General features: G+C 72.5%; 13 protein-coding genes. 10 read left to right on the top strand and 3 right to left on the bottom strand.

Annotated features, from left to right (window positions below; genetic code table 11):
* Positions 1–29: 29 nt before the first annotated feature.
* From D7193_RS29960 to D7193_RS29930, 7 genes are all read left to right on the top strand, one after another.
* Positions 30–581: a type VII secretion system-associated protein gene (locus tag D7193_RS29960; RefSeq protein WP_120782996.1), complete on the top strand. Its 552-nt coding sequence runs from the start codon at positions 30–32 to the stop codon at positions 579–581.
* A 95-nt stretch (positions 582–676) separates the two neighbouring features.
* Positions 677–2,626: a putative T7SS-secreted protein gene (locus tag D7193_RS29955; protein WP_120782995.1), complete on the top strand. Its 1,950-nt coding sequence runs from the start codon at positions 677–679 to the stop codon at positions 2,624–2,626.
* 94 nt (positions 2,627–2,720) lie between these two features.
* Entirely contained in the window at positions 2,721–3,266 is a 546-nt protein-coding gene (locus tag D7193_RS29950) for a type VII secretion system-associated protein (RefSeq protein WP_120782994.1), read from the top strand.
* Between the two features lie 277 nt (positions 3,267–3,543).
* Positions 3,544–4,866 (top strand): LysM peptidoglycan-binding domain-containing protein, encoded by a 1,323-nt coding sequence (locus D7193_RS29945; protein ID WP_147434476.1) that lies wholly within the window; start codon positions 3,544–3,546, stop codon positions 4,864–4,866.
* 43 nt (positions 4,867–4,909) lie between these two features.
* Positions 4,910–5,503 (top strand): hypothetical protein, encoded by a 594-nt coding sequence (locus D7193_RS29940; RefSeq protein ID WP_158674885.1) that lies wholly within the window; start codon positions 4,910–4,912, stop codon positions 5,501–5,503.
* 123 nt (positions 5,504–5,626) lie between these two features.
* On the top strand, positions 5,627–6,175 hold the full coding sequence (locus D7193_RS29935) for a sigma-70 family RNA polymerase sigma factor (RefSeq protein WP_120783034.1): 549 nt from the start codon (positions 5,627–5,629) through the stop codon (positions 6,173–6,175).
* Complete coding sequence (locus D7193_RS29930; RefSeq protein ID WP_120782991.1) at positions 6,172–6,897, top strand: anti-sigma factor; 726 nt, start codon at positions 6,172–6,174, stop codon at positions 6,895–6,897. Before D7193_RS29935 ends, D7193_RS29930 begins: the two co-directional genes overlap by 4 nt.
* A 51-nt stretch (positions 6,898–6,948) precedes the next feature.
* Here the strand turns inward: D7193_RS29930 and D7193_RS29925 are convergent, their stop codons facing one another.
* Both D7193_RS29925 and D7193_RS29920 read right to left on the bottom strand, forming a co-directional pair.
* Positions 6,949–8,388 carry a neutral zinc metallopeptidase gene (locus D7193_RS29925; protein WP_120782990.1) on the bottom strand — a complete coding sequence of 480 codons (1,440 nt, stop codon included), beginning with the start codon at positions 8,386–8,388 and terminating at the stop codon, positions 6,949–6,951.
* A gap of 148 nt (positions 8,389–8,536) precedes the next feature.
* Positions 8,537–9,463 carry a hypothetical protein gene (locus D7193_RS29920; RefSeq protein WP_120782989.1) on the bottom strand — a complete coding sequence of 309 codons (927 nt, stop codon included), beginning with the start codon at positions 9,461–9,463 and terminating at the stop codon, positions 8,537–8,539.
* Positions 9,464–9,628: 165 nt separating this feature from the next.
* On the opposite strand from D7193_RS29920, the gene D7193_RS29915 reads away from it, so the two are divergent.
* Together D7193_RS29915 and D7193_RS29910 are read left to right on the top strand one after the other, a co-directional pair.
* On the top strand, positions 9,629–10,150 hold the full coding sequence (locus D7193_RS29915; RefSeq protein WP_120782988.1) for a pyridoxamine 5'-phosphate oxidase family protein: 522 nt from the start codon (positions 9,629–9,631) through the stop codon (positions 10,148–10,150).
* A 47-nt stretch (positions 10,151–10,197) separates the two neighbouring features.
* Complete coding sequence (locus D7193_RS29910) at positions 10,198–10,572, top strand: VOC family protein (protein ID WP_120782987.1); 375 nt, start codon at positions 10,198–10,200, stop codon at positions 10,570–10,572.
* Between the two features lie 137 nt (positions 10,573–10,709).
* On the opposite strand, the gene D7193_RS29905 is transcribed toward D7193_RS29910, so the two are convergent.
* Entirely contained in the window at positions 10,710–11,336 is a 627-nt protein-coding gene (locus D7193_RS29905) for a hemerythrin domain-containing protein (protein WP_120782986.1), read from the bottom strand.
* 74 nt (positions 11,337–11,410) lie between these two features.
* On the opposite strand from D7193_RS29905, the gene D7193_RS29900 reads away from it, so the two are divergent.
* A complete protein-coding gene (locus D7193_RS29900) occupies positions 11,411–12,049 on the top strand; it encodes a TetR/AcrR family transcriptional regulator (protein WP_120782985.1) in 639 nt (212 codons plus the stop codon).
* Positions 12,050–12,110: the final 61 nt, after the last annotated feature.

The following is a 12,110-nucleotide window of genomic DNA, read 5'->3' as shown; positions in this document are numbered from 1 at the left end:
GCACGAGTCAGGGCGAGGAGAGGAGAGCAATGGTGACGACAGCGCCACCGCCGACGGTGACCGACCAGATGCGCCGGCAGGCGAGGCAGGCCCCGGACAGCTGGATCTACGCGGTCGATCCGGCATTCGAGGAGGCCGAGGACGTGCCCGGCTGGGCGGTCATCGGCGCGTTCCGGGTGGACGAGCGGGGCGAGATCAGCGACGAGTTCCAGCGGAACCCGAACTACCGGCCGACTCCGGCCGCGCTCGGGTTCCCCGTCCCGGCGAACGAGCTGGAGGGCGCCTTGCAGATGGCGGTCACCGGCCTCGGCGGGGACGACCAGGTCCGCAACGCGCTGCGTGAGGCGACGGTGTTCGTACCCCATGTGCCCGGGGTCGGTATCGCCGATCTGGACGCGGGCCTGGATCGGCCGGTGGTGCACGTGTTCACCTCGGACCGCTACCTGCCCGACCCGGCCGACTGGCCCTACTGGGAGCGCCGCCCGGTCCGGGAACTCGTAGAGCCGATCGGTGACCGATACCTGGTGATCAACCCCGGCAGCGCACTCGAGGTGCGGCTGCCCGCCACCGATCTCCGCTGACCACCCCGGCATCGGGCGCAAGCAACGACGAAAGCGAATGAGGTAGCCATGGGCAGGATCTCCGCTGTCGAGACGGAGCGACGGGGAGGTTGGTCATGACGCGTCCGGGTGACGCCGAGTGGTCGGTGTTGGAACTCGACTCCGACCCGGTACCGGGTGATCCGGAGTCCTTCGAGGAGATCACCCGCGCCTACCAGGAGTTGGCCCGCACCACCCAGGAGGCACACGACCTGCTCGCCGGCGGCGGCCAGATCGACGTCGGCCAGGGCAAGGCCATGGAGGCCTTCAAGGACCTCATCGGCAAGCTGCCGCCCCGGCTGGACACCATGGCCCACTCCTACGCCGCGGCCGCGGACGCCTACCTGCGCTACCTCCCGTCGCTGGAGGAGGCGCAGACGATGTCACTGCGGGCCCTGGACCAGGCCCGGCAGGCCTCCGGCGACCAGGGCGCAGCACAAGCGGCACTGTCGTCGGCGCAGGCCGCGCTCACCGCCCTCACCGGCGACACGGACGCCGCGAAGGCCGCGAAGGACAAGGCCGACGACGACGTCACCGCCGCCCAGAACCGGGCGGACGACGCCCGGCAGGCCCTCGACCAGGCCAAATCACTCCTCGGCCAGGCAACCGCCCTACGCGACCAGGCCGCCCACGCCGCCGCCGAAACGCTACGGCACCTCGCCAAGGACGCCCCCCAGCGCTCCCTCTGGGAAAAGATCGCCGAAGCGTTCCACGCCTTCATCGAGTTCCTCCGCAGCACCGTCATCGAATGGATCACCACGGTCCTCGACGTGCTCTCCGTCATCGCATCCTTCATCTTCCCCCCACTCGGCGAAGCCATCGGCCTGCTCTCCGGCGCCATCGACCTCGCCTCAGCCGTCCTCGGCGGAAACCCCGCCGAAATCGGACTCGCCGCCGGCGGCATGGCCCTCGGCCTCATCCCCGGCGGGCGCATCGCCGCCCGCTTCATGAAATTCGCGGTCAAAGGCAGCGGCGCACTCTCCGGAACCGTCAAGGGCGGCATCGAAGGAGCCACCCGCGGACTCAACGGCGGCGGCGCCACGAAGGGTCTGGACGCGGGCGCGACGAGCTACGGCCCGGGCAAGACGATCAAGGGTGCGTTCTCGTCCGCCGGGAAGAACCTGAGTGACCTGGCGGCGCGGTTCAAGCCCGGAACCAAGGCGGACGAGAACACCATCGTCGGCAGGAACCGCTTCGGATTCAAGACGCGCTTCAACATCGACGACGTCCGGGCCGAACCGCTGACCAACAGTGACGGCAAGCAGATCGGCGTGAGTTTCCCGTTGAGTGCCCGCGACAGCGAGACCCGCGCCGCGTGGGCCAAAGTGGACACCAACGTCTCGACCGGCAAGTATCGGGGCCCGGATCTGGCCCCCGACGGGCGAGCGGTCTTCAAGAGCGTGCCTGGTGAGCGGCCGACCGAGGCGGCAGGGGGGCGGAAGGACGGGCCGCAGCCGGACTTCGAGTTCGACCAGCTCCGTCGCGCACCCTGGGCCGGGGACGCGAGCGACCCGATGTTCGTCATGGCGCACAGCAGTCCGAACGACGTCGGGCTGTTGTTGAAGAATGGCAAGAAGGTCAACGTATCGGGTGCGGAATTCGCCAAGGTCCTGCACCACAACACGGTGTTCAAGGATGCGAGCGGCGCCAACCCGGACAGTTCGATCGCCATGATCGCCTGCAGTTTCGGGGCGAAGGACGGCAAGGTCGCCCCGGGGTTCAGCCAGGTGATGCAGGATCTGGGCAACAATCGGCAGATCTTCGCGGCGACCGACACCGTGTGGACCACTCGGCCGAAGGATTTCCAGGGTAAGGTCGGCTTCCCCGGCTCGGATTTCGCCACCATCGCGGTCTCCAACAAGGGCGAGTTCCGCCCGCTGGTGTCTCCCGGAGGCGGCGCACCGCATCCTTCTCCGGCGGCCGCTCCGCCCGCAGCCGCTCCGCCCGCGGCCGCTCCGCCCGCAGCCACTCCGCCGCAGCTACCTCCTTTGGACTTCGGCGACCCGCTGCTCGACTTCAGCACGTGAACGTTCCCCCATGACAGCCAGCGACTGCGGACGCCGGACATGAGCGGCGATCGAGCGCCGAGGCCGAGCGGTGATCTCAGTAAGGAGTGGGCACGTGAGTGAACAGAGCGACACCGGTCTGGACCGTAACTGGATGCTGCTGCTCGACAGTGACTGGTCGCCGCCACCAGAGGCGGACGACCAGTCCGGGGCGGTGCCGCCGGTGGAGTCGATCGTCGGCGGCTGGCTCGTCAACGACGACGGAAGCGTTGGCGCGTTCGAGCCCAACCCGCTCTACGTGCCCAGAGGCGAGGACGCGCCGACCGGCCCGGTCGACGCGGCGGCGAAGCTGGTCGTGGCGGGGCGTGCCGAGCCGAACCTGGTGCTGCTCGCGCTGCGGGACAGTCTGACCCAGGTCGCGGTCGACGACGAGGGCGACGTCATCGTGGCACCCGCTCCCGACGGCGCGCCGTGTGTGCTGGTCGCCACCGGCGCGACGGACCAGCTTCGGGTGCGAGCTGCGGACTGGCGGCAGGTGAGTAGCGCCAAGTTGGTGGCGCTGCTGCCCGAGGGCGTCGACGTGCTGCTCAACCCGGGTGGTTCCGCGTCGATGAGGCTCTTCGCCAGCGCGCTGCGCGAGGTCCTCACCGAAACCGACTGACCCCGGCAGGTCCCCGCTTCGCGCCATCGACGTGGGGCCGGCAGGTGAGCGGGCTGGCAGGTGAGCGGGCCGGCAGCCTCCACCGATCCGAGCCCGGATGAACCCGTTCGGTCCTGAGTACGTGTTCGGATCGCCGACGTCCGCGCGTCCGGCCCACCCGTTCGAGTCACGACATCGCTGTGAGGTATCCATGCGCAGGCTGCTCCGTACCGCCTTACACCGTTCGTCGCGGCCGGCGGGGTGCCTACTGCTGGCCGTCGCGGCCACGCTGGCGTTGTTGCTCCTTCCGCTCCCCCCGGGGACGGCGAGCGCCGTGGAGCCCTCGGTGCCGTACTGGGTGGTGCCGGGGAAACCCGGCACGGAGAGCGACCTGACCCTGGCCGGGGTGGCCGACCGGACACTCGGCGACAGCCACCGCTGGCAGGAACTCTTCGAGCTCAACAAGGGGCGGACGCAACCGGACGGGCTGGTGCTGACCGATCCGGCGCAGCCGATCCGCGCCGGCTGGGTCTTCATCCTCCCCGAGGGTGCGACCTCCGGCGAGATCCGGATCGGCCCGCCGCCGACGGCCGCACCGCCGGCCAACCAGCGGCCGGACCCGCCGTCCGATGACCAGCAGCCCGCCACGCCGTCGGCCGGTCAGCAGGCTGGCGCGCCGTCGGCCGGTCAGCCACAACAGGCCGCGACGGCGGGGGCCCAGCCGGCCGCGGTCCAGGGGGGTGGTGGGACGCGGGTCCTCGGTCTCCCACCGCTGGTGGCGATGCTGCTGGGCGTGGGCGTCCTGCTGGTGGCCGCCGCCGCGCTGGCGCCGCTGCTCCTGCGCCGACGCCGCACCGCGACCGTGGCACCGCCGCCGCCGTCGGCGCCGCCCGGCTCTCGGGCGGTCCTGGACCGCGCGATGCGGCAGCTCGCCACGCAGGCCGGCCACGCCCAGGTGTACGCGGCGCTGATCGGTGCCGACCGGGTCTCGCTGCGCCTGGCGCCCGCGCTGCCGGAGGCCCCGCCCCCGTGGCAGGCCCGGGAGCGGGGCGCCATCTGGGACGCGCCGAGCTGGCAGCTCGACCAGGGCGGCGAGGGCCGGTCCGGCCTGCCGCTGCTCGCCACCGTGGGCACGGTCGGCGGCGAGCTGGCCGTCGTCAACCTGGGGCGTGCGCCGGGGATCGTCGCGCTCACCGGGGACGAGGCGAGCGCGCTGCGGGTCGCGGGCGCCATCCTCGACGACATCAGCCGCGACCCTGCCGCGGCGTCCGTGGCGATCACCGTCGTCGGCCCGCCGCCCCAGCTCTGGCCGCACGCGGATCGGATCCGGGTCACCGCCGACGCGCGGGAGGTCCTGCCGTCCGGCGACTCCCCGGCCGACGGGCTGCGCGACCACCTGGTGCTGGTCACCGCCACGCTCCCGCCGTCCGAGCTGGAGCGGCTGGGTGCGCTGGCGGCGCTGTCCGGCAACACGGCGGCGGTGCTGGTCGTCGGCGAGGCGCCGAACGCCGCCTGGCGGTTCGAGTCGGGTCCCGACGGGTCCCTGGACGTCGGGGTGCTCGGGCTGGACCTCGACCGCCCGACGCCACGGGGTCGCCGCACCCTGGTCACCCGGGGCTGAGCACCTTCCCTCTGTCCGTTCCTGCTGAATGATTGGTGTGGCGATGAAGGCACTCGTCCCCCGTACGCTCCTCGGCTCCCTGACCCTGGCCGTGGCGCTGCTCGCGACCGCCTGCACCACGACGGTGACCGACCCGGTCGCGGTGCCGCGGCCGGACGCCGGCGACTCGCCGCGGCCGGACGCCGGTGCGGCGCAGCAGCAGTTGCCGGCCGCCGGCGCGCCGGACGATCTCGGGCGGCGCAGTCCCGACGGCGGGTACTGGCCGGCATCGTTGCAGCTCGGCGACAACCCGGAGCTGGGGCCGGTCGTGCTCGACGGGCAGGGCTTCACCCTCTACCGGTTCGACAAGGACAGCTCCGCGCCGTCGCGGTCGACCTGCACGGAGGGCTGCCTCCTGCAGTGGCTACCGGTGCTGGTGAGCGAGAAGATCAAGTTCGCGAACCTCGACCCCGCGAAGCTCGGGGCGGTGGCCCGCCCGGACGGCACGCAGCAGGTGACCGTGGGCGGCTGGCCGGTGTACCGCTTCGCCGAGGACCAGGTGCCCGGCCAGATCTCCGGGCAGGGTGTCGACGGGCTCTGGTTCGTGGTGTCACCGGACGGCAGCAAGGCGGCCGCACCGACCGACACAGGTACTTGACGAGGCAACAAAGTGACGGAAGATACACACGGGTCCGTGATCTCTCGTGCACGAAGAGCGCTGGCGCATCCTGTCTGGGCACCGATCGAGATCGGCATCGTGGGCCAGCAGAGGGTGGTAGGAATGGCGGGTTCAAAGCCCGTTCGTCGGCAAGAGGTCGCGGATGAAGCCCTGATCCGATCCCTGTATGAGGAGCACGGTCGCGCCATGTTGGCGTACGCGACGCAGTTGACCCGGGACCGCGCCGCCGCGGAGGACGTCGTCCAGGAGGCGCTGGTGCGGGCCTGGCGTCACCCGGACAGCCTGGTCAACGGCAAGGGCTCGGTACGCGGGTGGCTGCTCACCGTGGTGCGCAACATCGTCACCGACACGGTGCGGGCCCGGAAGGCACGGCCGACCGAGGTGCCGGAGAGCCCGACCGACGTCGCGGTCGAGCGGGACCACGCGGACCAGGTGGTCAACTCCGTGGTGGTGGTGGACGCGCTCAGCCGCCTGTCCCAGGAGCACCGTGAGGTGCTGGAACAGGTATACCTACTGGGGAGTACAGTCGCGGAAGCCGCGAAGGCGTTGGGCATCCCGCCGGGCACGGTCAAATCACGCTCCTACTACGCACTCCGGGCACTGCGCGATGTCGCGGGACGCCCAGTCGGGGTGGAACGGTCTGCCTCATGAAATCCGACAGCTCGATGCCGGCCAGTGACCACGTGGACATTGGCGGCTATCTGATGGGTGAGCTCGACCAGGAGCAGATCCGGCAGGTAGAGGATCACCTGGCGGGCTGCGCGGAGTGCCGGGCCGAGGTCGAATCGCTCCAGGAGTGGAAGACGGCGCTCGAAGCGGTGCCGGAGGCGATGCTGCTCGACGGGCCGCCGGAGGGCGGTGACCTGCTGTTGCAGCGCACCCTGCGGCAGGTTCGCCGCGAATCGTCCGGCCGGAGGCAGCGCCGTGGGGTGCTGGTGGGCGCCGCCGCGGCGGTGGTCGTCGCCGCCGCCATCTCGGGTGGCGCCGTGCTCGGCCGCGCGACCGGCGGCACCCCCGACATCGAGGCCCAGCCCTCGCCGTCGACGACCATGACCTCCACCGACCCGGCGACCCGGTACGCGAGCGCGGCCGACCCGACGACCGGCGCCCGGATCACCGTCGCCGTCACTCCCGCCGCCGGCTGGGTACGGATCAACGCCGCGGTGTCCGGCGTTCCGGAGGGCGAGGCCTGTCGCCTCATGGTGATCGGCAAGGACGGCAGCACCGTGATGGCGGGCAGCTGGCTCGTGTCGGCCAAGGGGGCCGCCGACGGCACCACGCTCGACGGCAGCGCGCTGATCGACCCGGCCCAGATCGACGCCATCCGGGTCGAGACCACCGGCGGCAAGGCGTACGCCAGCGTCCGGCTGTAGAAGTACGCCCCGGCCGAACTGCCGGCCGGGGCGGAGTCCTCGCGCGGCTCCCTACCGGTACTTCGCGAGACAGGGGGCGGTCCCACCACCGGAGAAGCCGTCCCGGAAGGCCTCCACACGGGCGAACCCGGAGGGGATGCCCGCACCGTTGACGTCCGCGGCGATGAGGCTCCGCGGCGCGAGCATCTCCGCGACCGCCTCGTCCAGATCGCCCGGGGACAGTTGGAGCAGCGCCCCGCGGCCCACCACGATCGTCGCCGCCCAGAACCCGGTGAGGCACGCGGTCCGCTGGGCCGTGGCCAGCCCGGTGAGCGGATAGCCGGCCGCGTGCTGCGCCGCGAGCGCGTACCGGGAGGCGACCTCGGCGAACGCCGCGAAGTCCCCCAGTCCGCCACCCGTGCCCTGCTCGGGCGGCGTGCCGATGCTGGCGAGGTCGGCCAGGTCGAGCCCGACGACGTTCGTGCGGGGGCAGTACGAGGCAGGGGCGGTGCCGGTCACCTCGGGGCAGGCGGGCGGGGTCGTACTGATCACCGGCGAGGCCGCGCCGGGCTGGTCGAACGCGGCACGCAGCGTCTGGTGGAGCGCCTGCAGCGCATCCTGGTCGGCCACCGGCAGGTTGCCGTCGTCCGCGTCGGGCGGCGCCGCCTGAGCACTGGCCGGCTGGGTGATCCGCCGGCGCACCTCGCCCTCGTCGATCCGGGCGCACCGTGCCGGGCCCTCACCGAAGCCGAACTGGAACGCCGAGACCCGGTCGAACGCGTTGCCGTGGGCCCCCGCGGCGTCGAACCCGGTGCCGGCGGCGTCGCGGATGAAGAAGAGCGCGGCGAGGATCTGGTTGAGGCCGGGCCCGGTGGAGAGCCGGAAATGCGGGGCGTCGCCCTCGGCCACCCAGCGGAAGAAGTTCCCGGCGTAGCAGTCGGCCTGCTGCTCCTTGACGATCGAGCTGGTCCGTCCGTCGGCCGTGCCGAGCCGGAACTGCACCGCGTGCCCCATCTCGTGGGCGAGCACGGCCACCACCGACATCGGGCCGAAGGAGTCGTTCAGGGTCGGCAGCAGTTGCCCCCGGTCCCAGGCCACCGAGTCGTCGGGCCCGCAGTAGAAGGCGTTCACCGCGCCCGCCGTGCTGGTGCCGCAGACCGTGGCGTCCGGCCCGGTGGAGTCGTACGAGATCAGCGTGCCGACCGGGTCGAACCGGCGGCCGAAGGCGGATGGCAGCTGTTCCGACCAGTACCGCTGCACGTCGTCGACCGCGTTGCGGGCGAGCCGGTCCAGCTCGCCGTCGTCACCGCCGACCGCCACCAGCCGCGAGTCGGCCACTCCCGGGCGGGGCCCACTCTCACCGGTGGTGATCTCCAGACCGGCGACCTTGGTGGCGCTCCACCGCTCGGCGTCGGCGGTCCCGCCCACCGAACGGGCGCATCCGCCGAGCAGCACCGCCGCCGCGAGCGCCACCCCGACGAGCGTCCGCGCCGGGCCGCTGCGAACCGTCATCTTCACGCACCTTCCCCTTCACGGCGCCCCGCGCCGCCTGGAACGCCGGCCGGGAGCGCGTCGGCCACCGGTTCGGCGCGGATACGACGACGGGTGTGCCGGCCCGGCGAGAAGCCGGACCGGCACACCCGTTGTGGCGATCGACCGGTCAGCTGAAGCGGACCGAGGCGACGACGTCGTCGAAGCCGATCGTGGCGAGGTCGGGGACGTCACCGTTGATCACCATCGAGCGGCCGGTGCAGTTCGATCCGGTCCAGATCTTGAGCGAGCCGGGGGCGGCGACCGACGACGCGACACCGGGGCGGCTCAGGTTCTGGCAGCCACTGCCGGCGACACCCTGCGAGGCGCCGTTGTCGCTGAAGTTGGCGTCGTCGAAGAAGACGGCGCTGGTGGCGGGCGTCGCGGCACCGTTGTCCGGGGCGGTTCCGTCGCCGGCCGGCACACCGGCCTTCCCACCGGTCGGGGTCACACCGAACCAGGTGCCGCCGACGCCCTGACCGAGGGTGTCACCGCGCTTGGTGTCCTTGGCGAAGCGGTAGACCGGCCAACCGTTGATGGTGACCTGCCGCGCGCCGTCGGCGCGCCGGACCGTGCCGATGGCCGACTTCTTGATGCCCGCGATGAAGATCTTGCCGCCCGGGGCGACCGTCACCGGCGGCCAGGTGACCGCGCAGTCCCCGTCGCAGTTCGAGGTGGGCGGGTTGTTGCTGTCCTTGTCGAAGCGGTAGAGGGTCAAACCGGCACCGTTGACGACCACGGGGTCGAGGTCACCGGCCCGGCTCGCCGTCAACTGCACCCACTTCTGCGCCGACTGGCGCACGGCCTCGGCCGGCACGCCACCGTTCGGCACCGCCCAGTCGCCGGTGCCGGCCGGCGAGTTGTTGGACTTCGCGGTGCCGGGAAGCAGCGACAGGTCACCCGCGCCGCCGCCGGCCGCGGAGGGTGCGGGCTGACTGGTGGCCGCCACGTCGGCGCGCGCCGGCTGCGGCGCCTCCTGGGTCGAGCCGCACGCGGTCAGCGTCGCCACGCCAGCGGCCAGGAGGGCAACGAAGGGCACGAAATGCTTGCGCATCATGTCGGGGTCTCCAGGGGTGTCTGGCCGTTTCCAGTACGTCCGGAAGCGGTTCGGCATCCACACGAGCCCCGCCCGGAATCGGTTCAGCGGGTTCTCCACAGTGTCCGGCGGGGCTCCGCAGCGGGTGTCCGGCGGAGGGCCCCGCGGACGATGGGAGGATCACTCATGCCCGTGACCAATCCCTGGCTGGCCGGCCCGGCGCCCCGCAAGCGGCTCGACCGGCGCCACCTCGAGGAACGCATCCTCAACCTGCTGTCGTCGCAGAACATGTGCGTGCTCGCGACGTCCGGGCCCGACGGGCCGCTGGCCACGCCGGTGCGCTACTTCCATCTCGACTTCGCGCTGATGTTCACCGCGTTCGGCGCGTCCCCGAAGATGCGCAACATCGCCGCCGACCCGCGGGTGTCGATCGGCGTCTTCGCGCCCCTCGTCGGTCAGGCCAGCAGCCGCGGCGCGCAGGTATTCGGCCGGGCGCGGGTGCTCACGCCCGACGATCCCGACCGGGAGCACTACTGGGAAGCCGTCCGCTGGCAGTCCGACCACGTGGAACGCTCCCGCTCCCTGGACGAACCGCCGGCCGACCCGCTCGTCGTGGTCGAGGCGGACCGCATCGTCTACACCGAACACTGGTTGCGGCGCGACGGGTACGCGCCGCGCCAGTTCTGGCGGCGGTCGGATCCGGACTGAGCCGGTCGGGGTGTGCCGTGGGCCGATCCGTGGGTAGGAAGCGGTCCATGGCGGACACCCCACGACTGACCCTGATCTCCACCGTGCTGGACGCGCCCGACGCCCGGGCGCTCGCCGGGTTCTACGAACGCCTGCTCGGCTGGTCGCGCACCGAGGACGAGCCGGAGTGGGTCGTGCTGCGCGCTCCGGGCGGCGGCGCCGGACTCGCCTTCCAGACCGAGCCGGCGTACGTACGGCCGGTGTGGCCGGCCGGCCCCGGCGAGCCGCAGATGATGGCCCACCTCGACATCGAGGTGGACGACCTCGACGCGGCCTCGGCCCACGCGGTGGCCGCGGGCGCCACGGTGGCGGACTTCCAGCCGCAGGACGACGTACGGGTCCACCTCGACCCCGCTGGCCACCCCTTCTGCCTGTTCGTCTGACCGCCCGCGTCAGCGGTCCGCGCCCGCCAGCCCGGAGGGTGGGCCGGTCCCGGAGACGCGCGACCGGGTACGCCTGCCGCCGTGGTGGCGGTGTCCGGCGCACCCGGTCGGCGTCGGGCGACTGTGGCCGCGTCGGCTCAGGCCGCGCGCAGGGCGGCGAGCACGGCCCGGGAGTGGGCCCGCATGGCCGGAACAGCCTGCTGCGCGGGCGCCGGGAGCGAGGACAGGATCAACTCGACCTCCACGGCGGTGCCGACCTCGTCGAAGAAGCCGATGAGGAGGCCCGCGCCGGCGGGCGGCGTGGTGGCGATCACCTTCAGGGCGAAGGCGTCCCACGCCTCGGGCGAGACGTGCGCCCGCAGGGCCGGGAAGAGCAGCGGCTCCTCGTGCTCCAGGTGGCGGTGCACAAGGTCGCGCACGGCCACCGCGGCCGTCGCCAGCTCGCCACGGTCGGCCTCGGCCGGCACCGGCGCGGCCGCCAGCACGTCGAGCGCGCGGTCCAGCGCGTCGTGCTCGTGACTCAGGTCCTCGAAGGGCTTGGCCGTGCCGGGCGCCACCGCCTCGATCAGCGGCCAGAGGTCGTTGTCCTCGCTCTCGTGGTGGTGGCGCAGGGTCGCCACCAGGAAGTCACGAAGCTCGGTGAGGGCCGCGCTGTCGGCGGCGGGACGCGTGGCCGCCTCGGCCAGCAGCGTCGTCGCCCGGCGGTGCGTGTCGTGGGTGAGCCGCGTCTCGATCACCGAGCGTGGCTCCTGTGCCGTGGTCATGAGGCCCGAGCGTAGTTCGCTATAGAGCCATTTACTCAATAGAGCCATCTTCAATGTGGGCTAGAATACGTCCGATGGGCAGCGGGTATCACTCACCCCGGCGTGCGGTCGCCGCCGCCGCGACGCGCGCGGCGATCCTCACGAACGCGCGTGCCCTTTTCCTGGAGCACGGCTATGCGGCCGTCACGGTCGGTGACATCGCGAAGGCCGCTCGGGTCGCCGTTCCCACCGTCTACGCGAGCGCCGGTGGCAAATCGGGCATCCTGTCCGCTCTCCTCCAGCCGGCCGTGGAGGACTCCAGCGTCGGCGAGACGCTGGCCGCCGTGGCGGCGGCCGACGACCCGCGGCGCGTCGTCGACCTCGCGGCCGAGGGCACCCGCCGCGACCACGAGCGGCACTGGGAGACCCTGTACGGGCTGCTGCGCCACGCGCCCGGCGAGGCCGCGGCGCGCGAGGTGATCGATGCGGGGATCGGGTCGTACCTCGACGCCCTCGCGGCGGTCGCCGACCGGCTCGCGGCCCTGGGTGGCCTGGCACCGGGCATCGACCGTGCGGAGGCACTCGACCTGCTGTGGTTCCACCTCGGCCAGCCGGCCTGGTTCACCCTCGTGGGCGACCGTGGCTGGACCTTCGACCGGGCCCAGTCCTGGCTCGCGGCAGCGGCCCGCCGGGCGCTCCTGACCGACCCGGACGGCGTACGCACGAGGCCGTAGCCGGGTGGCGGGTGCGGGACGGTCGTCCCGCACCCGCCACCCGTGGCCGCGCCTCGCGCTC

Source organism: Micromonospora costi (genome assembly GCF_003626655.1).
Lineage (GTDB): Bacteria > Actinomycetota > Actinomycetes > Mycobacteriales > Micromonosporaceae > Micromonospora > Micromonospora costi.
The sequence above is the reverse complement of the archived record's forward strand: the minus strand, read 5'-3'. Positions and strand labels throughout refer to the sequence as shown.